The following is a 25195-nucleotide window of genomic DNA, read 5'->3' as shown; positions in this document are numbered from 1 at the left end:
ATGGATTGGTCGCTGCTGCTGCAGCTCACCCTGAACGGCCTGATCGTCGGCGCGCTGTACGGCGTCGTGGCGATGAGTTTTGTGCTGATCTACAAGGCGTCTCAAGTGGTGAACTTCGCGCAGGGCGAGTTCCTTCTGGTCGGCGCCTGGGTTTGCTGGTGGATGCTGACCGAATGGCAGCTGCCCTTCTGGGCCGGCTTCCTGTTCACCCTGGCCTTCATGACTCTGTTCGGCATCATTCTGCAGGTGGTGGTGTTGCGTCCGCTGATCGGGGAACCGGTGATCAGCGTCATCATGGCAACAATCGGTCTCGGCATCTTCTTCCAGGCGCTGATGAAGTGGATCTTCGGCGTTTTCGCCAAGCCGTTTCCGCCGATCTTCACCACGGAGCGGATCAACCTGCTGGGGTTGGAGGTGCAGACGGTCTATCTGTTGAGCCTCGGCATTTCCGTCCTCATCATGGCCGGCTTCGCCTGGTTCTTCACCGCCAGCAAGCATGGCCTGGCGATGCGGGCGACGGCCTTCGACCAGCAGGTGGCGCAGTCGCTCGGCGTCTCGGTCCCAAAGGTCTTTGCCATGTCCTGGGCGATCTCGGCGGTCGTCTCGGCGGTCGCGGGCGTGGTCGTCGGGGTGGTGAACGGCGTCTCCTCCGCCCTGTCCTTCTACGGCATCAAGGTTTTTCCCGCCGTGATCCTCGGCGGGCTCGACAGCGTGGTCGGCGCGGTGCTCGGCGGGCTGATCGTCGGCGTGCTGGAGAATTGGGCGCAATATCTCGACGCCAACTGGCTCAACTGGGGCAACATGTACAGCATTGCGCCCTTTTACGCACTCATCCTCATCCTGCTGGTCAAGCCCTACGGCCTGTTCGGCACCAAGAACATCGAGCGCGTCTGATGCCGAGCCTCGCACCAGCGGGCGACTACCGCAGCAGCTACCGGGAAGACATGACGATCTTCCTGACGCGCAACAGCCGGATCGGGCTGTTGATCGGCATAGTGCTTGTTGCCTGCGCGCCGCTCGCGCTGGGGCGCTACGAACTCGGCCTGCTGATCAATATCGGCTTCCTTGGTATCGCTGCGCTCGGGCTGAACATCCTGGTCGGATTCACCGGGCAGATCAGCATCGGCCACGCCGCTTTCTTCGGCTTCGGTGCCTTCATGAGTGCCTGGCTGCATGAGCGCTGGCACATCCCGGTCGTGTTCTGCATCCCGCTCGCCGGCATCGCCACGGCGCTGATCGGCTTGGTCTTCGGCGCCCCCGCGGCGCGGCTTAAGGGCCTGTACCTGGCCATCGCGACGCTCGCCGCGCAGTTCATCCTCGAGGACTTTTTTGCCCGTGCCCAGTGGTTCACCGGTGGCGTCGCCGGCCGCATCACCGAGCCGTTCGAGCTGTTCGGCTGGCGCGCCGACCGCGAGGAAAGCTACCTCTACGTCGTTCTTGCCGCTGTCATCGTCATGTACGCCTTCGCCGCCAACCTGATGCGGACGCGGGATGGCAGGGCCTTGGTCGCGGTGCGGGACCATTACCTCTCGGCCGAGGTCATGGGCGTGAACCTGGCCTATTACCGCACGCTATCTTTCGGGATCGCGTCTTTCTATGCCGGCGTTGGCGGCGCGCTTTATGCCCACTACCTTCTGTTTGTTAGCGTCGAGGCCTTCAACATCCTCTTTTCCATCCAATTCCTTGGGATGGTGATTATCGGCGGCCTCGGCTCCATTATGGGCAGCCTGATGGGGGCCGCCTTCATGGTGCTGCTGCCAGAAGTGGTCCAGGTCGGCGCCGACGCGCTGGCTGGCGGCGCTATCGACCGCGCCTTGAAACTCGGCAGCTCGATTTCGTTCCTGCGGGAGATGGCGGTAGGGCTCGCCATCATCCTCTTCCTGATCTTCGAGCCGAACGGAATTGTCCATCGCTGGCAACTGATCAAAGCCTACTGGAAGCTCTACCCCTATTCGCACTGACCAAGCCGGGAGGAAAAAGGTATGACGATGCGGAAGCACATGCTGGGATGGGCGGTGGTGGCCGCAATGGCGCTGCCGATGGCCGCCGGCGCACAGCCGATCCCGCTGGGGCATCTGATGGATCTTTCCGGCGGCACCAGCGATGTCGGGACGCCGTTTGCACAGGGCGTCAACGACACCTTCGCCTGGGTCAACAAGACCCGCAACGGTGTCGCTGGCCGGTCGGTCAACGTGCTTGCGCATGACTATGGCTATCAGGCGCCGCGCGCCGTCAGCCAGTATCAGGCCTGGAGCCGAGACCGTGTCGTCGGCATCATGGGATGGGGCACTGCGGATACCGAAGCGCTGGTGCGCTTCGTGACACGTGACAGGATTCCTTATGTCTCAGGCTCCTATTCCGCCGCACTCACCGATGCGGCTGGAAAATCCGGCCGCCAGGGCGTCGAGGCTACGCCGTACAACTTCTTCTACGGCCCGTCCTACTCCGACGCGCTGCGCGCGATGCTGCAGTGGGCCGCGGATGACTGGAAGGCGAAGGGCAAGCCGGGCAGGCCGAAATACGTCCACATGGGTGCCAACCATCCCTATCCGAATTCACCGAAGGCTGCGGGGGAAGCGCTGGCGCAGGAACTCGGCTTCGATGTGCTGTCACCCGTCACCTTCGCGCTGACGCCGGGCGACTACACCGCGCAATGCCTGACGCTAAAGAACCAGGGCGCCAACTACGCTTATCTGGGCAATACCGCAGGCTCCAACATCTCCGTCCTGCGGGCCTGCCAGACGGCTGGGGTGGACGTGCAGTTCCTCGGCAATGTCTGGGGCATGGATGAGAATGCAATGAAGGCGGCGGGCACGGCAGCAGATGGGGTGGTCTTCCCGGTCCGCACAGCGGCGGTCTGGGGCGCGCAGGCGCCGGGCATGGCCAACGTGCAGGCGATCAGCCGGATCTCGGATGCGGCTGGCACGGCCTATCGCCCGGTGCATTACGTTGCCGGCATCTGCAGCGCCATGCTGATGGTGGAGGCGATGGAGACCGCCGCGGCAAACGGTGGCCAAGTGACCGGCGAGCGGATTCGCGACGGATTCTATGCCCGCAAGGACTGGATCCCGAAGGGTTTTGAAGGTGTCTGCGTACCCTCGACCTTCACCGCGAACGACCATCGTGGTCAACTGAATGTCACGCTTTACCGGTCGCGCGTCGCCGGCGATACCAGCCAGGGCAGCGTGAAGGACCTGGTCGCGGCCGGCACCATCAAGCTGGAACCGGTCACAACGGTGGCACTGCCGCGCAAAGCCGAATGGTTGGGCTGGTAGAGCCATGAGTGCAGCACTGCAGATGACGGCGTCCTCGGCGCTTCTCGAGGTGAACAACATCGAGGTCGTCTATAACGACGTCATCCTGGTGCTGCGCGGTCTCTCGCTCTCGGTGCCGCAGGGCAAGATCGTTGCCCTACTGGGGGCCAATGGCGCCGGCAAGTCGACGACACTGAAGGCGATCTCCGGCCTGCTCAAGACCGAGGAGGGTGCGGTCACCCGAGGCGAGATCCGCTTTGGTGGCGACCGCATCGACGGGATCGATCCGCATGTGATCGTCCGGCGCGGCATCTTCCAGGTGATGGAAGGGCGGCGGATCATCTCCGACATGACTTGCCTAGAGAACCTGCGGCTTGGCGCCTTCATCCGCTCGGACAAAGAGGTAACGCGCGACATCGAGATGGTCTACAGCTACTTCCCCCGGCTGAAGGAGCGTACCGGCCTGGCCGGTTACCTTTCGGGCGGCGAGCAACAGATGCTGGCGATCGGCCGGGCGTTGATGGCGCGGCCGAAGCTGATCCTGATGGACGAGCCTTCGATGGGCCTCAGCCCGCTGCTGGTGAAAGAGGTCTTCGGCATCATCCGTAAGCTGAACGAGGATCTCGGCATCACGATCTTGCTTGTCGAGCAGAATGCCCGGATGGCGCTATCTGTGGCATCCTATGGCTATGTCATGGAGCAGGGGAAGGTTGTGCTGGATGGCACCGCCGAAGCGCTTGCGAGCAATGAGGACGTCAAGGAATTCTACCTTGGCGGTCATGGCGCAGAGCGCAAGAGCTTTCGAAACCTGAAGAGCTACAAGCGGAGAAAGCGGTGGCTCTGACGTTTTACGACGATCTCGAGACGCGCAGCGCGGATGCACGCGAAGCTGCGCAGGCGCAGGCGCTGCAGCGGCAGGTTGCACATGCCAAGGCGCATGCCCTGCATTATTCGCGGGTGCTGGCCGATGTCGATCCTGCCGCCGTCTCGCTTGCCGCGCTGCCGATCACGCGCAAATCCGCGCTGATTGCCCAACAAGCAGGGGAGCCGCCTTTCGGTGGCGTGGTCGCGACGGCCTTCGGCACGCTCGCCCGGGTTTTCGTTTCCCCCGGTCCGATTGCCGAGCCGGAGGCGGCGGCGACCGACTACTGGCGCTATGGCCGCGCGCTGCACGCGACCGGGCTGCGGCCGGGAAAGCTGCTGCATAATTGCTTCGCCTACCACTTCACGCCCGCCGGAAGCATGCTGGAAGGGGGTGCCCGCGCGCTTGGCTGTCCCGTATTTCCCGCTGGCACCGGCAATACCGAGATGCAGGCGCGCGCCGCGGCGCAGCTTCGGCCGTGCTGCTACAGCGGGACGCCAGATTTCCTCAAGGCCATTCTGGAGAAGGGCGACGAACTCGGGCTTGATCTCACCTCGCTTCAGCTGGGCCATGTGACGGGCGGCGCCTATCTGCCCTCCTTGCGCGGCTGGTACGCGGATCGCGGCCTGACCGTCCTGCAGAGCTATGGTACCGCGGATCTCGGCCTGATCGCTTATGAAAGCGAAGCCCGCGAGGGCATGATCCTCGACGAGGGCGTGATCGTCGAGATTGTCCGGCCGGGAACCGGCGATTTGCTTCCGGACGGGGAGGTAGGTGAGGTGGTCGTGACGACACTGAACCCGCACCATCCGTTGTTACGGTTCGCCACCGGCGACCTCTCCGCGATCATGCCGGGCGTTTCGCCCTGCGGTCGCACCAATCGGCGCATGCGGGGTTGGATGGGCCGTGCCGATCAAGCAGCCAAGGTACGCGGCATGTTCGTGCGGCCCGAGCAGGTGGCGGAACTGCTGCGGGCGGTGCCAATCGTGATGAAGGCACGGCTGGTCGTCTCGCTCGATGGAGACCGCGATGTCATGCTGTTGCGTGCCGAGGCCGCCACGGCGGATGAAGCCCTGACAGAACAACTGGGGCTCGCGCTGCAATCGGCCACCAAGCTGCGCGGCTTGGTCGAACTGGTGCCGCCGGGAAGCCTACCAAACGATGGCCGGGTCATCGATGATACCCGGCCGGTGTCAGGCTGATGCTGCCGCGCGGCGCGACCTACGAGGCAATCCGCGACGCCTTCCGCTGGCGCATCCCGGATCGCTACAACATGGGTGTCGATTGCTGCGATCGTTGGGCGGATGGCAGCGGCCGCCCGGCACTCCTGCATCTCCATGCCGATGGACGGGTCGACCGGATCAGCTTCGATGCGATGAAGGCAGACAGCAACCGGTTGGCCAATGTGCTGCGGGCACATCGCATCAGCCGTGGCGATCGCGTCGGCGTCCTGCTGCCGCAGGTACCGGAAGCCGCGGTCGCGCATCTCGCCATCTACAAGCTCGGCGCCATTGCAGTTCCGCTGTTCCAGCTGTTCCAGGAACAGGCACTGGAATTCCGGTTGCGGGACAGCGGCGCTTCGGCCTTGGTGACGGATACGACCGGGCTGGCTAAGCTGGGTAGCATTCGGGCGGGGTTGCCTGACCTGCGGCTGGTGCTGAACACCGACGGGGCGGGCGATGCGGCGCTCGACCTGCCCTACGCGATGACACGCGCTTCCGACGCCTTCGATCCGGTTGATACGGCGGCTGAGGATCCGGCGATCATCATCTACACATCGGGCACGACCGGGGCGCCGAAGGGCGCGCTGCACGCCCATCGCGTGCTGCTCGGCCATTTGCCGGGCGTCGAGATGCCGCAGGACCTCTTCCCGCGCCCTGGCGACCTGTTCTGGACGCCGGCCGACTGGGCCTGGGTGGGCGGCTTGTTCGACGTGCTGTTGCCGAGCCTGCATCACGGCGTTCCGGTGCTCGCGCATCGCATGGCCAAGTTCGATCCGGAGTTCGCCCTACGCCTGATGGCGGCCCATGGCGTACGGAATGCCTTCCTGCCGCCAACCGCATTGAAGATGATCCGGTCGGTGCCGAAAGCCGTGCAGTATGGCGCGCATCCCCGGAGCATCGGCAGCGGCGGCGAGACGCTCGGTGCCGAACTCCTGGAATGGGGGCGCGGAACCTTCGGGGTCACCATCAACGAATTCTACGGCCAAACTGAATGCAACTTGGTCGTCTCCTCCTGCAGCGCCGTCATGCCGGCGCGTCCGGGTTGGATGGGCCGGGCGGTGCCGGGGCATGAGGTTGCGGTGGTGGATTCCGAGGGCCGGCGGCTACCACCTGATGCGATCGGTACCATTGCCGTGCGCCGACCAGATCCGGTGATGTTCCTCGGATATTGGAACAATCCATTGGCGACGGCGGCCAAATTCGTTGGCGACTGGCTGCTGACGGGCGATCAGGGTGTCGAGGACGAGGCAGGTTGGCTGCGGTTCGTCGGTCGCGACGACGATGTCATAACTTCCGCCGGCTACCGCATCGGGCCCAGCGAGATCGAGGATTGCCTGCTGCAGCATCCCGCAGTCGCCATGGTGGCCGTGATCGGCCTGCCCGATCCACTTCGGACCGAGGCGGTGACCGCGATCGTCGTCCTCACCCCAGGCATTGTCGCCGATGCTGGTCTGGCGACCGAATTGCAGGGCCATGTGAAAACCCGCCTCGCCGCGCATAGCTATCCGCGGCAGGTCATCTTTCAGGATGCGCTGCCGCTGACCGCCACCGGCAAGGTAATGCGGGGCGAACTCCGCAGGTGCATGGTACAGGGAAGCGACTGATGTCCGGCAATGCCACCATCCCCGGCCTTGATTTCGGCCTCGGTGAGGAGATCGACATGCTGCGCGCCAGCGTGCGCGGCTTCGCCGATGCGCGAGTCGCGCCGATTGCCGCAGAGATCGATCGTACGGACGAGTTCCCCCGCCATCTCTGGCCGGAGATGGGCACGCTCGGCCTGCACGGCATCACCGTCAGCGAGCAATGGGGCGGTGCGGATATGGGCTACCTGGCCCATTGCGTGGCGATGGAGGAAATCAGCCGGGCCAGCGCCTCCGTCGGCCTCTCCTACGGCGCCCACTCCAATCTTTGCGTCAACCAGATCAGCCGGAACGGGACCGAGGAGCAGAAGCGGCGCTACCTGCCGAAGCTGATTACCGGCGAGCATCTCGGCGCCTTGGCGATGAGCGAGCCGGGGGCCGGTTCCGATGTCGTATCCATGAAGCTGCGGGCCGAGAAGCGCGGCGATCGCTATGTGCTGAACGGCACCAAGCTTTGGATCACCAACGCGCATTATGCCGAGACGTTGGTGGTCTATGCCAAGACCGACCTCGATGCCGGGCCGCGGGGCATCACCGCCTTCCTGATCGAGAAGGGCTTCAAGGGGTTCCTCCCGGCGCAGAAGCTCGACAAGCTTGGCATGCGTGGCAGCCCGACCAGCGAGTTGGTCTTCGAGGATTGCGAAGTCCCGGCCGAAAATGTCCTCGGCAAGGTGAATGACGGCGTGCGCGTGCTCATGTCGGGGCTCGACTACGAACGCGCCGTGCTGGCGGCGGGGCCGATCGGCATCATGCAGGCCGCGCTCGATGTCGTGGTGCCCTATATCCACGAACGCAAGCAGTTCGGCCAGGCAATCGGCGAGTTCCAGCTGATCCAGGGCAAGGTTGCCGATATGTACACGGCGCTGAATGCCTGCCGTGCCTATGTCTATGCTGTCGCGCGGTCCTGCGACCGTGGCCAGGCGACGCGGAAGGATGCCGCGGGCGCGATACTCTATGCGGCGGAGGCGGCGACGCGGATCGCGCTCGATGCCATCCAGATCCTCGGCGGCATGGGCTACATCAACGATAGCCCGACCGGCCGCCTGCTGCGCGACGCCAAGCTCTACGAGATCGGCGCCGGTACCAGCGAGATCCGCCGCATGCTGATCGGCCGAGAATTGTTCCGGGAAACCGCATGAGTGTGCTCACCTCCGCCCTCGATACCCGCGGCGTCGAATTCCGTGCCAATGCTGCGCATATGCGGACGCTTCTGGCGCAACTCGACGAGCGCACCGCAGCGGCCGCACTGGGTGGGCCCGAGGCTTCGCGCACCCGCCACCTCTCGCGCGGCAAGCTGCTGCCACGGGAACGCGTCGAGCGGCTGCTCGACCCCGGCGCGCCGTTTCTCGAACTCTCGCCACTCGCGGCGCATGGGATGCATGGCGGTGAGGTGCCGGCGGGTGGCATGATCACCGGTATCGGCCGTGTGGCCGGGCGTGAATGCGTCATCGTCGCCAACGACGCCACGGTGAAGGGCGGCACCTACTACCCTATCACAGTCAAGAAGCACCTTCGGGCGCAGGAAGTCGCGCAGCAGAACCGGCTGCCCTGCCTTTATCTCGTGGACAGCGGCGGCGCGAACCTGCCGAACCAGGACGAGATCTTTCCTGACCGCGATCATTTTGGCCGGATTTTCTTCAACCAGGCGACCATGTCGTCGCTCGGCATCCCGCAGGTCGCGGTGGTGATGGGCAGCTGCACCGCCGGTGGCGCCTATGTGCCCGCGATGTGCGACGAGGCGATCATCGTCCGCAACCAGGGAACCATCTTCCTTGCCGGACCGCCGCTGGTGAAGGCCGCGACAGGGGAGATCGTCACAGCCGAGGATCTCGGCGGCGCCGATGTGCATACGCGGCTGTCCGGCGTTGCTGACCATTTCGCCGCGGACGACATGCATGCGCTGGGCCTCGCGCGCCGCATCGTGGGCCATCTGGCGCCGACCCGGCCGCCGGGCAGCGACCTGACGGCGCCCGTCCCGCCGCGCTACGATCCGGCCGAGCTGCACGGCATCGTCCCGAAGGATGTCCGCCAGCCCTACGACGTCCGGGAAGTGATCGCACGCATCGTCGACGGCTCGGAACTCGACGAGTTCAAGGCCCGCTTCGGCGCGACGCTGGTCTGCGGCTTCGCCCGGGTCTGGGGGCGGCCGGTCGGCATCATCGCCAACAACGGCATCCTGTTTTCCGAATCCGCGCAGAAGGGTGCGCATTTCGTCGAGCTCTGCAGCCAGCGCAACATCCCGCTGGTCTTCCTGCAGAACATCGCCGGCTTCATGGTCGGGCGTAAGTACGAAACCGGTGGCATCGCCAAGGATGGCGCCAAGCTGGTCACGGCGGTCGCCACCACCAGCGTGCCGAAATTCACCGTCATTATCGGCGGCAGCTTCGGCGCCGGAAATTACGGCATGTGCGGCCGTGCCTATTCGCCGCGGCTGCTCTTCACCTGGCCGAACAGCCGCATCTCCGTCATGGGGGGCGAGCAGGCCGCCAGCGTCCTTGCCACCGTCCGGCGCGACAACTTGGAAGCCGCCGGCAAGACCTGGCCCATCGAGGAGGAGGAAAGCTTCAAGGCGCCGATTCGCGCGCAGTACGAGCTGCAGGGCGACCCCTACTACGCCACAGCCCGGCTTTGGGACGATGGCATCATCGATCCCGCCCTGACACGGGACGTGCTGGGCCTCGGTCTCGCCGCCGCCGCCAATGCACCGACAGCGCCGACGCGCTTCGGCGTGTTCCGGATGTGACGGCTATGTTCCGCACCGTCCTCATCGCCAATCGCGGCGAGATCGCCTGCCGCATCATCCGCACCGTGCGGCGCCTCGGGTTGCGCAGCGTCGCCGTCTTCTCCGAGGTCGATGCCAGGGCGCAGCATGTGGCACTTGCCGATGCCGCCTGGACGATCGGCCCGGCCAGCGCCGCCGACAGCTATCTCCGTATCGACCGCATCCTGGAGGCCGCCCGCGCCAGCGGCGCCGAGGCAATCCATCCCGGCTACGGCTTCCTGTCGGAGAATGCCGGCTTTGCAGAAGCCTGCGCCGATGCCGGCATCGCTTTCATCGGCCCGCCGCCCGCCGCCATCCGCGCCATGGGCAGCAAGGCAGAGTCGAAGCGCCTGATGGAGGAAGCCGGCGTTCCCATTGTCCCTGGCTACCACGGGGAAGCGCAGGACGAGGCGCATCTCGCCGACCAGGCCGCCCGCATCGGCTTCCCCGTGCTGATCAAGGCCAGCGCCGGCGGCGGCGGCAAGGGCATGCGTCCCGTGCTGCGCGCCGAGGATTTTGCCGCGCAGCTCGCCGGTGCGCGGCGCGAAGCCAGGGCCGCCTTCGGCGACGACCGCGTGCTGCTCGAGCGCTACCTGCAGAAGCCCCGCCATGTCGAGGTGCAGGTCTTCGCCGACTCGCAGGGCAAGGTGCTGCACCTGCACACCCGGGATTGCTCCGTGCAGCGGCGCCACCAGAAGGTGCTGGAGGAGGCGCCGGCCCCCGATCTGCCGCCCGCCTTGCGTGCCCGCCTTCACGAGGCCGCCGTCGCCGCGGCGCGTGCCGTCGGCTACGTCTCGGCCGGCACGGTCGAGTTCATCGTCGAAGGCAACGATGCCTTCTTCATGGAAATGAACACCCGCCTGCAGGTCGAGCATCCGGTGACGGAGATGATCACCGGCCTAGACCTGGTCGAATGGCAGCTGCGCGTTGCCGCCGGCGAGCCGCTGCCGCGGCTCGAGGCCCCGCCGCCGGACGGCCACAGCGTCGAGGTCCGGCTCTATGCCGAGGATCCGGCGCAGGATTTCCGACCCTCCACCGGCCCGCTGCGCCGCTTCGCGCTGCCGTACCCCGCGCCCGACCTGCGGATCGAAAGCGGCGTGCGCGAGGGCGATGCGATCACTCCCTTCTACGACCCGATGATCGCCAAGCTGGTCGCCTGGGGGCCGGATCGCGGCGCGGCGCTGGCGCGGCTGGGTGCGGCGCTCGGCGAATGCCGGATCGCCGGCATCACCAGCAATCTCGGCTTTCTGCAGCGCCTTGTCGCGCACCCGGCGATGCTGGCGGCGGAACTGGACACCGGCTTCGCCGTGCGCTTCGCCGCCGACCTGCAACCGGCGGCCCGTCCCACACCGGCCCTGGCACTGGCCGCGGCGGCGCTCGAAGCGCTGTTGCCTGCCCCCGGCGCATCGTCCGATCCCTGGGACCGGCAGGATGGTTGGCGCCTGCAGGGCGGCGGCTCGCAACTCCTCCTGCTGGCGGATGGCGAGGCGGTGCATCGCCTCCTGCTGACGCATACCGGGCCCGGCTGGCGCGTGGCGCTGGACGGCGCCGAGGCGATGCTGGGCGGTCGTCGGCTTGACGCCGCGCTGCAGGTCGTCCTGAACGGCGTCACCCACCGCATCCCCGTGCTGCGCGACGGCGATGCCATCCATGTCGCGGTGCCCGAGGGCGCCTGGACCCTCCGCCTGCGCGATCCCTATCTCCCGGCCGGGGGCGAGGCCGTCGGCCAGGGCCGCCTTGCAGCGCCCATCCCTGGCCGTGTCGTGCAGGTACTGGTGAAGGAAGGCGAGAACGTGTCCCGTGGCCAGGTCCTGGCAGTGCTGGAAGCGATGAAGACCGAGCTTCGCATCACCGCCCCGGCCGATGGCGTGGTCGCGCATCTCGGCTGCGCGGCCGGCGACAGCGTGGAGGAGGGAACCGAGATCGTCACATTGGTGGCGCCGGATTGACCTGCGGCGGGAAGGGGCGGAGCCATGGCAGCCTCCCTCCAGCCGATCGTGACGAATGTCCTCTTTGAGACCAAGCCAGCCCCGCCGCTGGAAGCCCAGGCACCGCAGTTCGTTCGGACGGGCGAGCGCTGCTCTTCACCCTCTCCATTTCCTTCGTGGCGACGGCCGCGGTGCCGGGCGGGCGTTGAGCATCAGGGGCCTGCCTGCCAATCGCGGATCGCAGGCAGCGGCCAGACCAGCATCAGCACGTTGAGCGTGAGGTTGTCCCGGATCACCGCCAGTGCCAGCAATTCCAGCCCGATCGCCAGCAGCACCGAGAGCCAGGCGGGCAGGCGCGCCGCCAGCCAGAAGCCGAGCAGCATCGCCAGCATGTCGCTGACCGAGTTCAAGACGCTGTCGCCGTAGTAGTGGAGTGCGATGGTCGCGGTGCGGTAGCGGTCGATGACCCAGCTGCTGTTCTCGGCGATCTCCCAGGCTGCCTCGACGGCGAGCGCGACCAGCGCGCGTGGGCCGAGCGGCAGGCGGGGCAGGGCCAGCGCCAGGGCGGCATAGAAGAGCAGCCCATGCACGATGTGCGAGAGCGTGTACCAGTCGGCGAGCTGCTGCGAGTTCTCCGGACTGTTCGCTGCATTGGCCCAGAGCCGGATCGTGCCGCAGCGGCACCAGGGCTCCCGCCCCATGGCGAGCTCGATGGCGGCGGCGGCAAGGATCAGCAGCAGGCCGAGCAGCGGCCAAGTCCGGGCGGGCATGGACGCAGTGTGGAACGATTTGCCCGCTTCGGCTATCAGCGCAGTGGATTGCGCAGCAGCAGCCCGGCCCCGGCAAGGGCGATGCCGAGCGGGATTGCGGCGGCAAGCGCCTGTTGCGCCGCCAGGGGCGGCAGATGGTGCAGCAACAGGGCGAAGGCCTCCCGCCGCGCGCCGCGCTGGGTCAGGGCGCAGCCGAGCAGCAGGCGAGCCTCGGCCGGCGCGACGCGCGGGCAGAGCGGGCAGGCGGCGGTCAGCGCGTCGCCGGCGCCGCGCATCAGCGCATCCAATGGGACGAGGGCGGCCCCGGCCCCCTCGGCGATGAAGGGCAGGCGGGGCGCGGGCAAGGGTGGCTCACCGCGGCGGGCCGCCTCGGCCCAGAGGCGGATGCCGTCGAGCAGCAGGCGCTCGGGCGGCGGCAGGGTTTCGGCCGGGGTGTCGGCCCAGGGCCAGGCGGGGAGTCCATGCGTCGCCATCGGGGGTCCTCCTGAGCGGAGACTTACCGCAATTGCGACTTAGTCGCAAATACTGTCGCTCGGGTCCGGCTCATGTGCCGGTGGCGACCGGGTCCGGGCCGAAGCGGTTCGGCCCGGTATCGCCGGCGCGGGCCAGCCAGACGATCAGCAGGATGAAGCCGACCAGCGGCACTAGGGAGATGAGCAGCCACCAGCCGCTGTGGTTAGTGTCGTGCAGCCGCCGTACGCCCACGCCAAGGCCGGGCAGCAGGACCACCAAGCTGTAGAGGCCGTTCAGCAGGCCGCCGCTCTCGCCGCCGAAGATGACGACGTCCAGCAGCCCGGTCGCGCCGTGCATCAGAATGTTGAAGACGAAGAACCACCAGTATTCGGAGCGGCGGGCGCGGCCCTCGAAGACTGCGTATTTCGAGAAGCAAACGGCGATCGCCTGCTGGAATCCCATCGGGATCATCTCCTGGATCGGCCGAGAGGGTAACAAGCCGTTGCCGTTCAGTGGAAGTCCCGGCTCGGCGGCAGCTTCACCCGCGGATCGCCGCGCAGATCGGGCTTCTCGACCTCGTCGGCGCGGGCCAGGGCGCGGCGCCAGGGGCCCTGCGCCGGATCGTCGAGCGCGGCGAGACCGGCCAGCAGCGCCGAGCGGTCGATCAGCCGCCGCACGATCAGGTGGATGATCGGCACCGCGGCATCCAGCCGCTCGACCCGGCCTTCCGCCACGACCAGCCGGGCGGCGACGACTGCCGCGCGGAATTCGCGGGCGAGGTCGGGGTAGACGACCAGGTTGGCGACGCCCCATTCGTCCTCGACCGTGAAGAAGACCACGCCCTTGGCGCTGCCCGGGCGCTGCCGCACCAGCACCAGGCCGGGCAGGCGGATCCAGGCGCCGCGCCTGGCCGCGTTCAGCACGCGGGTATCGGCCAGGTTTTCGGCATCCAGCAGCGGCCGCAGCAGGGCCAGTGGGTGGTGCCGCAGCGAGAGGCCGGTCGAGGTGTAGTCCAGCACCGTCTCCTCTCCGGCGGTGGCGGCGGGCAGGCTGGCAGCGGGTTCGAACAACTCGCCCTGCAGCGGGGCAGGGGTCTCGACCGCCGCGGCCTCCCACAGCGCGGCGCGGCGGCCGAGGCCGAGGGAGCGGAAGGCATCCGCCTCCGCCAGCCGCTCCACCGCGCCGCGATCGAGTGCGGCGCGGTGGATGAGGTCGGCCAGCGACCGCGCCGGGCGGGCCGCGACGATGCGCTTCGCCGCGGCCTCGGGAAAGCCCTGCACCTGGCGCAGACCGAGGCGGAGCGCGAAACCGCCTTCACTGTCCGGATCGGGTTCCAGCGAGCAGTTTCAGTCGCTTTCCAGCGCATCAGCGGCCAGGACGCGCACGCCATGCTCCCGCGCGTCGCGGACGATCTGCGCCGGAGCGTAGAAGCCCATGGGCTGGCTGTTCAGCAGGGCGCAGGCGAAGGCCGCCGGGTGCCAGCGCTTCAGCCAGGCGGAGACATAGACCAGCTGGGCGAAGGCGGCGGCGTGGCTTTCGGGGAAGCCATAAGTGCCGAAGCCCTCGATCTGGCGGAAGCAGCGATCGGCGAAGTCCTCGTCGATGCCGTTCCGCGCCATGCCGGCGGTGAATTCCTGGCGGAACTGCCAGATGGTGCCGACATGGCGGAAGGTCGCCATGGCGCGGCGCAGCTCGTCGGCGCGGGCCGGGGTGAAGCCGGCGCCGGTGATGGCGATCTGCATCGCCTGCTCCTGGAAGAGCGGCACGCCAAGGGTCTTCTCCAGCACCGGGCGCAGCGTCTCCGAGGGATAGTCCGGCTCCTCCTCGCCGCTCCGTCGCCGCAGGTAGGGATGCACCATGTCGCCCTGAATCGGGCCGGGCCGGACGATCGCCACCTGGATGACCAGGTCGTAGAACTCCTTGGGCCTGAGGCGCGGCAGCATGTTCATTTGCGCCCGGCTTTCGACCTGGAAGACGCCGAGGCTGTCGGCGCGGCGCAGCATGGCATAGGTCTCGGCATTGTCCTGCGGCACGGATTGCAGGGTCAGCCTGGTGCCGCGATGCAGCTCGACCAGGTCGAAGGCGCGGCGGATGCAGCTCAGCATGCCCAAGCCGAGCACATCGACCTTGAGGATCCTCAACGCCTCGATGTCGTCCTTGTCCCATTCGATGGTGTGACGGTCCGCCATCGCCGCCCTGGTGACGATGGCGAGCTCCGTCAGCCGGCCCCGGGTGATAACGAAGCCGCCGACATGCGTCGCCAGGTGGCGGGGGAAGTCCAGCAGCTCCTCGGTCAGTTCGCAGGCCAGCGCCAGGCGGGGATCCTCGTCCGGATGCAGCCCCTGGTCGGTGGCGATCTCGGCGATGGAGGCGCCGCCGGCGCCCCAGACGGATTTCGCCAGCCGCCCCGTCACGTCCTCCGACAGGCCCATGGCCTTGCCGACCTCGCGGATCGCGCTGCGGTCGCGGTAGCGGATCAGCGTGGCGGCGATGGCAGCACGGTCGCGGCCATAGCACCGATAGATATGCTGGATCACCTCCTCGCGCCGTTCGTGCTCGAAATCCACGTCGATATCGGGGGGCTCGTTCCTCGACTCGCTGATGAAGCGCTCGAACAGCAGCGTATGCTTGCTCGGGTCCACCGAAGTGATGCCGAGCACGTAGCAAACCGCGGAATTGGCCGCCGAGCCGCGGCCCTGGCAAAGGATGCCCTCGCCAACGGCGTAGCGGACAATCTCGTGCACCGTCAGGAAATAGGGCGCGTAGCCCATGCGCTCGATCAGGCCGAGCTCGTAGTCGAGCTGTGCCGCGACCTTGCCCGGCGGGCCCTCCGGCCATTTCGCCGCGGCGGCCTCGGCCACGCGCTTCGCCAGGCTCTGCTGCGGCGTCAGCCCGGGCTCGAGGATCTCGTCGGGGTATTCATAGGCCAGCTCGCGCAGGGAAAACCGGCAGGCGGCAGCGACGCGCAGCGTGGCGTCGATGGCATCCTCGTGCCCGGCGAAGAGCCGGCGCATCTCGGCGGCGGGCTTCAGATGCGCCTCGGCATTGCGTTCCGCCGCATAGCCCAGCGCATCGACGGTGGTGCCGAGCCGGATGGCGGCGAGCACGTCGGCCAGGCGGCGGCGGTCCGCCTGATGGTAGCGTGCGGCACCGGTGGCCAGCAGCGGTGCGCCGGCCGCGCTCGCCATGGCGGCGAGACGGTCGAGCCGCTTGCGGTCGTCGCCGCGATAGCGGTGCCGCGCGGCGCAGAACAGCGGCAGGGCAAGGCTGCGGCGCAGCACAGCGGCATCGCGCGCTAGGCGTCGAGCGAAGCTGTCATCCGGATCGTCGGGCGGGACCAGCGCCAGGACCATGCCCTCGGCCGCAGCGAGCAGCGTGTCCCGCGCGATGTGGCACTCGCCCTTTGGCGCCTGCATCCGGCCGGTCGAGAGCAGGTGCGAGAGCCTGCCATAAGCGGCGCGATCGGTCGGCCAGGCGAGATAGACGCAGCCATCCAGCAGCGTGACGCGCGCGCCAGGGACGAATTGGATCCCCGCCTGCTCCGCCGCCACGGTACCGCGCACCAGTCCCGCGAAGCTGTTGTGGTCGGCGATGCCGATGGCGGCATGGCCCAGCGCCTTCGCCGTCGCGACCAATTCCTGCGGATGCGAAGCGCCGTCGAGGAAGCTGAAATTCGACAGCGCGGCCAGTTCGGCGAATCCGCCGGTCATCTTGCAGACTCGAGGTGTCCAGAGGCCTTTCGGCCTTTGGCGGGGAGTTCAGAGGGGCAGCGCCCCTTTGCATCATTCGAACCGCCCATGCAGCCACCATTGCGTCTCCTCTCCCGGCACCGCGATGCCGGAGCGGCAGACCCAGAGCCGCGCGCCCGTGACCAGTTGTACCCGGTAGTAGTCGCGGAAGGGCCGCCCCGGCCGGTCCCGCCACCATTCCGGTGCGATGCGCTCCGGCCCCTCCGCCCGCAGCACCCGCCAGGAGGCGCGGCCGAGCCGCAGCAGGGAGGGCGGCGCATCCGGCAGCAGCGCAACGGCGGACAGCCGCACCGGCCGGCGCAGCAGCCGCACCGGGCGCGGCCCACTGCCGGGCCAGCCGGGGGGCGGCAGCACGCTTTCGAAAGGGCCGACGCGGAAGATCGCGCGCTCCGGCCAATGGCTGGCGCGCGGCGCTAGGCGCCAGACCTCGACGCGCTGGGTGAGGCGGTCGAGCAGCTCCGCCAGGCTCTGCCGGCGCGTATCGGCGGAGGCGCCGCCCTCGCCGGGCAGCGCGGCCTGCGCCGCCGTCAGCGGCGCGCAGGCGCGGGCCTCCAGCGCCAGCCGCTCGAAGCCGAAGCCGGGTTCCAGCCCCTCCAGCTTCTCGCGGAACAGGCGGGCGATGTGGCGGGGGTCGCGCGCCGGCAGGCCGGTGCCGATCACCGCCAGCTGCACCACGCCATCGACGCGGAAGGCGTGCAGCAGGAAGCGGCGGGCGCCCTGGCCGGCCTCCTGCAACTGCCGGCAGAGCTCGGGCAGCAGCACGACGAGGGTGGCGTCGATCGCCTCGCGCGTCACCACCGGTTCAAGGAAGTCGCGCGCCGCCAGGAAGTCGGGCGGCGGCCGCAGCGGGCGGAGCGGGCGCGGGCGGAGGCCGGTGGCGGCATCGAGCGTCGCCAGCAGCGCCAGCCCGAAGCGTTTGGCCAGCGGCCCGCGCGGCTGCCGCAGCAAGTCGCCGACGCGGCGCAGGCCGAGCCGGTGCAGCGCGGCAATGCTGGCCGGCGGCAGGCGCAGCGCCTGCAGGGGCAGGGGGGCGACAGCGATCGCCGCCTCGCCCGGCGGCACGACGATCCCGACGCCGGCGCGCGCCAGGCCCGCGGCGCAATCCGCCGTGCCGGCGATGGCGGCCTGCACCGTGACGCCGGCGCGGGCGAAGCGGGCGACGAGGGCGCGGCGCAGCGCCTCCTCCCCACCATGCAGGTGGGCGATGCCGGTGATGTCCAGCAGCAGCCCGTCCGGCGGGTCAAGCGCCGGCAGCGGGGTGATGCAGCGTGCCCAATGCGCCAAGCGTCGCAGCCAGGCGGCATCTGCTTCCGGCACATGCGGGTGCAGCGCGAGTTCGGGCAGGATGGCCTGGGCATCGGCCAGGGCCTGGCCAGGGTGGAGACCGGCGGCGGCCGCCGCCGGGCTGACGGCGACGAGGGCACGGCGGCTGCCCTCGGTGGTCCAGATCGCGGCGAAACCGGTCAGGCACAGTCGCTCGACCGGCAGCCAGGGGAGGTGCAGGGCGGCGATGCGGCGGGAGATGGCGGGCTCCCCCGCCGGTCCGGCGTCAGGCTCCGGTGTGGCGGGGAGGAGGCTGTCCTGGCCGAGCCGTGGCGGTCCGCAGGCGCGTCGCCTCATCGCGCACGGCGCCTCGCCTGTACCGGCATCGCCTCGACCTCCGTCTCCGGCTCGACCTCGCTCCCGGCATCGTCGAGGTCCAGCCGCTCCGCCGCGGGGCGCCAGACCACATCCCAGCGCTGCGGCCGGACGCCGCGGCCGCGCAGCAGTTCGAGGCTCCAGCGCGGGTCGCCCAGGTCATGCGCGCCGCCCGTGCCGGCCAGCGCGCCCACCCGCCAGCGGGTCAGCGCCGCGGTGGCGCCCGCCTCCGCCTCGCCGTCCGGGCGCAGCAGCAGGCCGATGGCGCCGCCCGCTTCGGCTGCCAGTTGCAGACGTCGCGCGGTGGTCAGGTCCAGCCCGTCCGCCGCCAGCAGCGCGCCGGCGATGCCGGGACAGCGCAGGCTCTCCTCCATTGCCCAGAGCGCATCCTGCCGCCGTGGCGCCTGCACCAGCACCAGGTCGGCGGGCGAGAGTCCGAAGCGCGCCAGGCCGGGCGGCCAGGCATCCGGCTCGGCGGCGATCCACAGCACCGTCCCGCGCGCCCGCGCCAGCAGCAGGCCGCAGAAGCCTGCCGCGGCGCCGGGATCGGCCGCGAGCACCTCGTGCACCGCGGCGCGCGCCAGGCCGCCGCCGGGCAGACGCTGGTCGATGGCGTCGCACAAGGGCAGGCTGTCGCCCTCGGGCCGGGCGCCGCTGCGGTCCAGCCGGGCGATGCGCGCGCGCAGCGCCGCCAGCACGGCGGGGCGGTCCAGGGCATGGCCAGGCAGCGAAGCCGGCGGGGAATCGGAGAGCGATATCATGGCGTGTTCGCGCTATGTTCTTGTAGCGGACCGGGTCAGGTCAAGCGTTACCCGCCAGGGATATGCATTCAGGTTCATGGGTGCAGGGCAGGAATGCACGCAAGCCCCTTGAATCCCGGGCCTGGACGGCCGCAGATCACAGAAAGCGTGGAGGACCCATGAGCGCCCAGCCGAATACCCCGACTCGGATGCACGTGGTGGACGGCTTTGCCGGCGCCGTGGGCCATACGCCTCTCATTCGCCTCCGCCGCGCGAGTGCGGCGACCGGCTGCGAGATCCTCGGCAAGGCGGAGTTCATGCAGCCCGGCGGCAGCGTGAAGGACCGCGCCGGTCTCGGGATCATTGAGGATGCCGAGCGGCGCGGCCAGTTGACCCCCGGGGAGCCGGGGATCGTGGTGGAAGGGACGGCCGGCAATACCGGTATCGGCCTGACGCTGGTGGCGAACGCGCGCGGCTACAAGGCCATCATCGTGGTCCCCCGCACGCAGAGCCGGGAGAAGCTCGACTTTCTCAGGATGATCGGCGCCGACCTGCGGCTGGTCGATCCGAAGCCGCTGCGCGACCCCGGCCATTATGTGAACTTTTCCCGCGCCATCGCCGAGGACCTGGCCGCCAAGGGCGAGCGGGTGATCTGGGCCAACCAGTTCGGCAACCTGGCCAATGCTGCGGCGCATGAGGCGACGACCGGGATAGAGATCTGGGAGCAGACCGGCGGCCGCATCGATGCCTTCACCTGCGCCTGCGGCACTGGCGGCACCCTGGCCGGCGTCGGCCGGGCACTGAAGGCGCGCGACCCGAAGGTCCGCATCGTGCTGGCCGACCCGATGGGCAGCGGCCTTTATAGCTGGATCAAGACTGGCGAGGTGAAGGCCGAAGGCAACTCGATCACTGAGGGCATCGGCCAGGCCACCGCGGCACCGGGCAACCTGGAGCACGGCCGAGACTACATCGACGATGCGGTGCAGGTGACCGATCCGGTGGCGCTGGAGCAGGTCTTCGATCTGCAGCAGCACGAGGGCATCTCGGTCGGCGGCTCGGCAGGGGTGAACGTGGCGGCGGCCATCGCCGTGGCGCGGCAGATGGGGCCGGGCCACACCATCGTGACCATCCTCTGCGATGGTGGCGCGCGCTACCAGAGCAAGTTGTTCAATCCTGAATTCCTGCGCGAGAAGGGGCTGCCGGTGCCGCCCTGGCTGGCCTGAGGAGACCCGCCTTGGAGATCATCGAGCTCGCCCGCACGATCCGCGAACGCGACCCCGCCCGGCCCAGCTGGTTTGAGGCGGTGACCTGCTATGCCGGGCTGCAGGCGGTGATGATGCACCGCGTCGCGCATGCCCTGTATCGCGCCGGCTTCAAGGTACTGGCACGCGCCGTGTCGCATACCAACCGGTTCATCACCGGGATCGAGATCCATCCCGGTGCGAAGATCGGCCGGCGGCTGTTCATCGACCATGGTATGGGCGTGGTGATCGGCGAGACGGCCGAGGTCGGCGACGACGTGCTGATCTACCACGGCGTGACGCTGGGCGGGCTGTCCCTGGCGAACCGCGCCGGGCCGGGCGGCAAGCGCCACCCGACCATCGGCGATGGCGTGGCGATCGGCGCCGGGGCGCAGGTGCTGGGGCCGATCCGCATCGGCGACGGCGCGCGCATCGGCGCCAATGCGGTGGTGGCGATGGAGGTGCCTGCGGGCGAGACCGTCATCGGCATCCCGGCGCGGCCGCCGCACGAGCACCGCATCCTGACCGGCCAGTCCCTGGGGCGCGCGGCGCCGGCGCCGAGCCCGGGCTACGGCTTGCTCGACATGCCCTGCGACCCGGTGGGGGAGGAGATTGCCACGCTGCGCGCCGAACTGGCAGCGCTGCGGGCGGAGATGGCGACGTTGCGGCGCCAGCAAGGAGCCGGCCAAGGGGCGAGCCAGGCCGCAGGGATGCCGGCGGCGGAGTAGCGCTCTGCCCTTGCCGGCAGCAGCCTGGTCCGGCCGGGCCCCTGTGCGCTTCCCCCGCGAAGATGCCGGCATGCGCCTTGCCGCGCTGTTCGCCCTGGGCGCCATCGTCGCGCCGCCGACCCTGGCGCAGGAGCTGCCGCCGCTGCTGAAGCCGCGGCAGGACGTTGCCATCACCTACCGCTTGCCGACCCCGCCGTTCGCCGGCGGGAAGCATCGGCTGCAGACCTTCGTTGCCGCCGCGACGGGATGGCAGCGGCAGGAAAATGCCGGGCTCGTCGGCATCACCTACCCAGAGGCGAAGCGGCGCTACATGTTCTCGACCAATCGCCAGGACGCGCTTTAGGACCGGGTGGTCGAGCAGCCGGTCGATGCCGACGAGATGGATCTGCAAGGGGGTCGCGCGCGACCCGGACTTCCAGGTGAGGCGCCTCGGCACCGACCAGGTCGCCGGCTTCGCCTGCACGCGCTGGCGGGCGCAGAAGGTGCAGGAGCCCGAGGTGGACGGGACGGAGCTCTGCCTGGCAGCGGACGGGGCGGTGCTGCGGAGCCGGGTACGGCGGCAGGGCATGACCGAGATGATGAAGGCGGTCCGGGTGGAGTACGGCCTGCTTGACCCGGTGCTTTTCGTCCCGCCCAGGGAGTGGCCGGTGCAACGTTAGGCCCTCGCCGGTCTTTGGATGATCCGGCAAGGGGCGGGGCACGCAACAGGTGCGCCGTGGCCCCGGATCATGGAGAGGAGCCGAGCATGGCCAGCATCAAGCGCAGCGCGAGTGCCCAGTGGCAGGGCACGGGCAAGGACGGGAAGGGGGCGCTGACCACCCAGAGCGGGACGCTGAAGGGTACGCCCTATGGCTTCAACAGCCGCTTCGGCGACGGGCAGGGGACCAATCCGGAGGAACTGATCGCCGCCGCGCACGCCGGCTGCTTCACCATGGCGCTGGCCTTCAAGCTGCAGGGTGCCGGCCTGACGCCCGAGAGCCTGGCGACCGAGGCGAAGCTGACGATGGAACAGGAGGGCGCCGGCTGGAAGATCGCCGCGATCGCGTTGGTGTTGAAGGCCAAGGTGCCGGGCGCCAGCCCGGAGCAGTTCCAATCCCTGGCGGCGGATGCCAAGGCGACCTGCCCGGTCAGCCGCGTGCTCAACGCCGAGATCTCGCTGGACGCCACGCTGGAATAGCCGGGCTCAAGCCCATAGAAATAGATAGAAGGGGCGCAGGGGAATACCTTCCCCTGCATTCTTACGGCCTCGGCGTCAGGTCCCAGGGCAGCCGGTCCGCTTCCTGCAGCGCATCCACCCGGCTGATGCCGATGTCGCGCAACATGCGGTCGTCCATCTCCGCCAACTGCCGGCGGGTCCAGATCGCGCGCAGCATGACCCAGAGCCCGGGACGCGGCGCTTTCGGGGCCGCGGCGGTACGTGCAAGGGACCCGAAGGATAGGGTGCTACGGATGGCCATGGTGGGATCTCCTTTTCCCGGCCCGAGGATGGGCTCCTCAGGACGGGGAGGATGCGGGGCCGGCCGAAATAAGGAAAACGAATTGCATTGACGTTCGCCATCAGCGGTTTTGATATGGCGCCATGCTCGCCCTGCCCCCTGGCCTCGACCCCGACCTGCTCCGCAGCTTCGTCCTGATCGCCGAGGGCGGCAGCTTCACCCGCGCCGCCCAGGCGGTGGGGCGGACGCAATCGGCCGTTTCCATGCAGATCCGCCGGCTTGAGGAAGCGCTGGGCCAGCCGTTGCTGCTGCGCGGCGCCCGTGGGGTGGAGCCGACGCCGCATGGCCAATGGTTGCTGGAACGCGCCCGGCGGATCCTGGCGTTGAACGACGAGATCGTGGCGAGCTTCCGCCAGCCGGAGGTGGCCGGGCAGGTCCGGCTGGGCTCGCCGGACGACTACGCGCTGGGCTGGCTGCCCGGCATCCTCTCCCGCTACGCCGCCAGCCATCCGGCGGTGCAGGTGGAGGTGACCTGCGCCCCGTCCAACGAATTGGTCGACCGGCTGGCGGCGGGCGAGCTGGACCTGACCCTGCTGTCGGAAGGCAACGAGCCGCCGGGCGGCCGGGTCCGCTGGCTTTGGCGCGGGCCGCTGCACTGGGTGGGAATCGAGGAGGTGGCACGGCGCCGGCCCCTGCCAATGACGCTGGCGCGGGGCGGCTGTTCCTGGCGGCGCGCGGCCATCGAGGCCCTGGAGGAGGCAGGAATGCCCTGGCGGATGGCCTATACCTCGGCCTCGCTGTCCGGCTGCCTGGCGGTGGCGCTGGCCGGGCTGGCGGTGACGGTCGCGATGCCCGTGCCGCTGCCGGACGGGGTGAAGCGGCTGGGGGAGGATGAAGGGCTGCCGAAGCTGCCCGATTTCGCCATCGGCCTGCTGCGCGGCCCGGGGACCCCGGTGGCGGAAGCCCTGGCCCGGCATATCGAGGAGAGCTTCCGGACCGGCGAGGCGCTGGAGGCGGCCTGACGGGCTTGAGTCGGAAGGCGATCGGGTCCATTTGCGCGCCAGCTTCATCGGGCCGCAGCAAGGCCGAAACCGAGGATCGCCGATGCACCGTCGTACCCTGCTGGCCGGGCTGGCCACGGGCCTTGCCGCCCCCGCCGTGCTGCGCGCGCAATCGGCTTGGCCGGACCGGCCGATCCGGCTGATCGTGCCCTGGCCGCCGGGCGGGTCGACCGACACCATCGCCCGGATCTTCCAGCCGAAGCTTTCCGACGTGTTGGGCAAGCCGGTGATCATCGACAACCGGGGTGGCGCCTCGGGCTCGATCGGGGCGATCGAGGCGGCGCGCTCGGCGCCGGACGGCAGCACCTGGATGCTGGCCTATGACAACGAGGCGACCAACCAGACGCTGTTCCGGCTGCCCTACAAGGCGCTCGAGGCCTTCGCGCCGGTAAGCGTGGTGGCCGATGGGCCGCTGGCGCTGGTGGCGCATCAGTCGACGCCGTACCAAAGCTTCCAGGATGTGGTGGCGGCAGCGAAGGCGGCGCCGGACACGATCAGCTATGCGAGTTCGGGCGTGGGCGGCCTGGCGCATGTCTCGACCACGCTGCTGCAGCAGCAGGGTGGGTTCAGCCTGGTGCATGTGCCCTATCGTGGCGGCGGGCCGGCGGTGCAGGACGCGGTGGCCGGCAATGTGCCGCTGTTCATGTCGAACGTCGTCATCATCAGTCAGCACATCAAAGCGGGAACGTTGCGGCCGCTCGGCGTGACGACAGCCGGGGAGACGCGGCACGTACCGGGCGTGAGGAGCTTCGCGCAACAGGGCTTCGCCGGCTTCGAGGCGCCAACCTGGTGGGCCTTCCTCGGCCGCGCCGGAACGCCGGAGCCGATTCTGGCACGGATGCGGGAGGCGCTGACGGAGGCGCTGGCCGATCCTGCCGTGCGCGGCAAAATCGAGGAGCAAGGTGCGGATGTGCGAGCTTCCGGACCCGAGGAATGCCGGCACTTCCTCGCACGGGAGATCGACCGCTGGGGGCGGGTGATTCGCGATAACAACATTCGGGTGGACAGCTGAATCTGCCTGGAGCGGGTCGCTAGCTGCGGCGACCCGACAGACGTGTGAGCCTTCGCAAAACTACCATGGGGGGGTGTTGACCCAAGTGGCTCGCAGGGGTTAGAGACTGGCCCACCGCAGCAAGGCTGGGGCTTGACGATCACCGGCGGCTTCGCCAGTATCTTCGCCCTACCATTGAGGTGGTGACATCGCTTAGCGCGGCTTTCCAGCCGACCCGTAAGGGCGGAAGAGTTGGCCGCGGTAAAGTGGTTTGTTGCTCGGCTCCGGCCGAGTGGCTGTTCATTGACAGTTGCATCTGGTTTTGGAAGCGCGTTTTGCGTGAGTTGTTGCCATTTGGTTATCCTGTTGGGATGGCTGGGGGGCGGACTTTTGCTGGGTGTGTATTTTGCGATGATCTGTCTCTGCGAGGGGATGGGGAGTGGGATGCGCGGGCGGCGCTGCTGTGGTTGGGCGTGAGCTTGGCTGTGGTGGGTGTTGCTGGGGCGGGGGTTTGTTCTTTGGTGGTTCTGGTGGGGTTGGCTGGGTGGCGATGGATGGATGGGTTATGGATGTGGGTTCGCGGGTATGGCGCTTGGCTGTGAGGCTGTGGCGCTGATGAACCTGAGAGTTTGATCCTGGCTCAGAGCGAACGCTGGCGGCATGCTTAACACATGCAAGTCGCACGGGCAGCAATGTCAGTGGCGGACGGGTGAGTATCGC

At 68.7% G+C, this 25195-nt stretch carries 24 protein-coding genes and 1 rRNA gene; 17 read left to right on the top strand and 8 right to left on the bottom strand.

The annotated features are described in order from the left end of the window. Genes E2C06_RS14165 through E2C06_RS14125 form a run of 9 tightly spaced genes read left to right on the top strand, consistent with a single transcriptional unit; the run spans position 1 to position 11689 of the window. Positions 1–894: a branched-chain amino acid ABC transporter permease gene (locus tag E2C06_RS14165; RefSeq protein WP_133289259.1), complete on the top strand. Its 894-nt coding sequence runs from the start codon at positions 1–3 to the stop codon at positions 892–894. Positions 895–944: 50 nt separating this feature from the next. Further along, positions 945–1961: a branched-chain amino acid ABC transporter permease gene (locus E2C06_RS14160; protein WP_370451435.1), complete on the top strand. Its 1017-nt coding sequence runs from the start codon at positions 945–947 to the stop codon at positions 1959–1961. A gap of 21 nt (positions 1962–1982) precedes the next feature. Then, positions 1983–3275, top strand: a complete 1293-nt coding sequence (locus E2C06_RS14155) for an ABC transporter substrate-binding protein (RefSeq protein WP_133289257.1) — start codon at positions 1983–1985, stop codon at positions 3273–3275. Positions 3276–3279: 4 nt separating this feature from the next. Beyond that, entirely contained in the window at positions 3280–4098 is an 819-nt protein-coding gene (locus E2C06_RS14150) for an ABC transporter ATP-binding protein (RefSeq protein WP_133289256.1), read from the top strand. After that, complete coding sequence (locus tag E2C06_RS14145) at positions 4089–5318, top strand: phenylacetate--CoA ligase family protein (protein WP_206664546.1); 1230 nt, start codon at positions 4089–4091, stop codon at positions 5316–5318. The genes E2C06_RS14150 and E2C06_RS14145 overlap by 10 nt, the downstream gene beginning before the upstream one ends. After that, positions 5318–6943, top strand: coding sequence for an acyl-CoA synthetase (locus tag E2C06_RS14140; protein ID WP_133289255.1), 1626 nt, complete (start codon positions 5318–5320; stop codon positions 6941–6943). The genes E2C06_RS14145 and E2C06_RS14140 overlap by 1 nt, the downstream gene beginning before the upstream one ends. After that, the gene (locus tag E2C06_RS14135) at positions 6943–8118 is read left to right on the top strand and encodes an isovaleryl-CoA dehydrogenase (protein WP_133289254.1); all 1176 of its coding nucleotides are present in this window, start codon (positions 6943–6945) and stop codon (positions 8116–8118) included. The genes E2C06_RS14140 and E2C06_RS14135 overlap by 1 nt, the downstream gene beginning before the upstream one ends. Beyond that, positions 8115–9722, top strand: a complete 1608-nt coding sequence (locus tag E2C06_RS14130; RefSeq protein WP_133289253.1) for a carboxyl transferase domain-containing protein — start codon at positions 8115–8117, stop codon at positions 9720–9722. Before E2C06_RS14135 ends, E2C06_RS14130 begins: the two co-directional genes overlap by 4 nt. 5 nt (positions 9723–9727) lie before the next feature. Continuing rightward, the gene (locus E2C06_RS14125) at positions 9728–11689 is read left to right on the top strand and encodes an acetyl/propionyl/methylcrotonyl-CoA carboxylase subunit alpha (RefSeq protein WP_133289252.1); all 1962 of its coding nucleotides are present in this window, start codon (positions 9728–9730) and stop codon (positions 11687–11689) included. 191 nt (positions 11690–11880) lie between these two features. Here E2C06_RS14125 and E2C06_RS14120 read toward each other — a convergent pair whose 3' ends face one another. The 7 genes from E2C06_RS14120 to E2C06_RS14095 all read right to left on the bottom strand — a co-directional run bounded on the left by E2C06_RS14120 (position 11881) and on the right by E2C06_RS14095 (position 19039). Further along, on the bottom strand, positions 11881–12438 hold the full coding sequence (locus E2C06_RS14120; protein ID WP_133289251.1) for a DUF2585 family protein: 558 nt from the start codon (positions 12436–12438) through the stop codon (positions 11881–11883). Positions 12439–12473: 35 nt separating this feature from the next. Continuing rightward, on the bottom strand, positions 12474–12911 hold the full coding sequence (locus E2C06_RS14115; RefSeq protein ID WP_133289250.1) for a hypothetical protein: 438 nt from the start codon (positions 12909–12911) through the stop codon (positions 12474–12476). A 70-nt stretch (positions 12912–12981) separates the two neighbouring features. Beyond that, the gene (locus E2C06_RS14110) at positions 12982–13353 is read right to left on the bottom strand and encodes a DUF805 domain-containing protein (protein WP_133289249.1); all 372 of its coding nucleotides are present in this window, start codon (positions 13351–13353) and stop codon (positions 12982–12984) included. A gap of 47 nt (positions 13354–13400) precedes the next feature. Continuing rightward, positions 13401–14228 (bottom strand): helix-hairpin-helix domain-containing protein, encoded by an 828-nt coding sequence (locus tag E2C06_RS40595; RefSeq protein ID WP_338324211.1) that lies wholly within the window; start codon positions 14226–14228, stop codon positions 13401–13403. A gap of 9 nt (positions 14229–14237) precedes the next feature. Continuing rightward, a complete protein-coding gene (locus E2C06_RS14105; RefSeq protein WP_338324210.1) occupies positions 14238–16601 on the bottom strand; it encodes an error-prone DNA polymerase in 2364 nt (787 codons plus the stop codon). A 72-nt stretch (positions 16602–16673) separates the two neighbouring features. Then, positions 16674–18260: a Y-family DNA polymerase gene (locus E2C06_RS14100; RefSeq protein WP_133289248.1), complete on the bottom strand. Its 1587-nt coding sequence runs from the start codon at positions 18258–18260 to the stop codon at positions 16674–16676. Then, a complete protein-coding gene (locus E2C06_RS14095) occupies positions 18257–19039 on the bottom strand; it encodes an ImuA family protein (protein ID WP_133289247.1) in 783 nt (260 codons plus the stop codon). The genes E2C06_RS14100 and E2C06_RS14095 overlap by 4 nt, the downstream gene beginning before the upstream one ends. Positions 19040–19197: 158 nt before the next feature. Between E2C06_RS14095 and E2C06_RS14090 the strand changes: the two genes are divergently transcribed. The 5 genes from E2C06_RS14090 (at position 19198) to E2C06_RS14070 (ending at position 22164) form a co-directional block, all read left to right on the top strand. Then, complete coding sequence (locus E2C06_RS14090) at positions 19198–20241, top strand: cysteine synthase A (protein WP_241671284.1); 1044 nt, start codon at positions 19198–19200, stop codon at positions 20239–20241. 11 nt (positions 20242–20252) lie between these two features. Beyond that, entirely contained in the window at positions 20253–20987 is a 735-nt protein-coding gene (gene cysE / locus E2C06_RS14085; RefSeq protein WP_133289246.1) for a serine O-acetyltransferase, read from the top strand. A gap of 70 nt (positions 20988–21057) precedes the next feature. After that, positions 21058–21330, top strand: coding sequence for a hypothetical protein (locus tag E2C06_RS14080; protein WP_133289245.1), 273 nt, complete (start codon positions 21058–21060; stop codon positions 21328–21330). Positions 21331–21355: 25 nt separating this feature from the next. Next, on the top strand, positions 21356–21646 hold the full coding sequence (locus tag E2C06_RS14075; protein ID WP_133289244.1) for a hypothetical protein: 291 nt from the start codon (positions 21356–21358) through the stop codon (positions 21644–21646). Positions 21647–21732: 86 nt separating this feature from the next. After that, positions 21733–22164, top strand: a complete 432-nt coding sequence (locus E2C06_RS14070; protein ID WP_193560459.1) for an OsmC family protein — start codon at positions 21733–21735, stop codon at positions 22162–22164. Positions 22165–22225: 61 nt separating this feature from the next. Here E2C06_RS14070 and E2C06_RS14065 read toward each other — a convergent pair whose 3' ends face one another. Beyond that, the gene (locus E2C06_RS14065) at positions 22226–22444 is read right to left on the bottom strand and encodes a DUF1127 domain-containing protein (RefSeq protein WP_133289243.1); all 219 of its coding nucleotides are present in this window, start codon (positions 22442–22444) and stop codon (positions 22226–22228) included. 122 nt (positions 22445–22566) lie between these two features. Here E2C06_RS14065 and E2C06_RS14060 point away from each other — a divergent pair, with 122 nt between their 5' ends. The 3 genes from E2C06_RS14060 to E2C06_RS14050 all read left to right on the top strand — a co-directional run. Then, positions 22567–23445 carry a LysR substrate-binding domain-containing protein gene (locus E2C06_RS14060; RefSeq protein WP_133289242.1) on the top strand — a complete coding sequence of 293 codons (879 nt, stop codon included), beginning with the start codon at positions 22567–22569 and terminating at the stop codon, positions 23443–23445. A gap of 82 nt (positions 23446–23527) precedes the next feature. Next, positions 23528–24496, top strand: a complete 969-nt coding sequence (locus tag E2C06_RS14055; RefSeq protein ID WP_241671283.1) for a Bug family tripartite tricarboxylate transporter substrate binding protein — start codon at positions 23528–23530, stop codon at positions 24494–24496. Positions 24497–25092: 596 nt separating this feature from the next. Further along, positions 25093–25195 (top strand): 16S ribosomal RNA (locus tag E2C06_RS14050); the annotation flags it as partial.

Origin of the sequence: Dankookia rubra, assembly GCF_004355005.1 — a bacterium.
Lineage (GTDB): Bacteria > Pseudomonadota > Alphaproteobacteria > Acetobacterales > Acetobacteraceae > Paracraurococcus > Paracraurococcus ruber_A.
The sequence above is the reverse complement of the archived record's forward strand: the minus strand, read 5'-3'. Positions and strand labels throughout refer to the sequence as shown.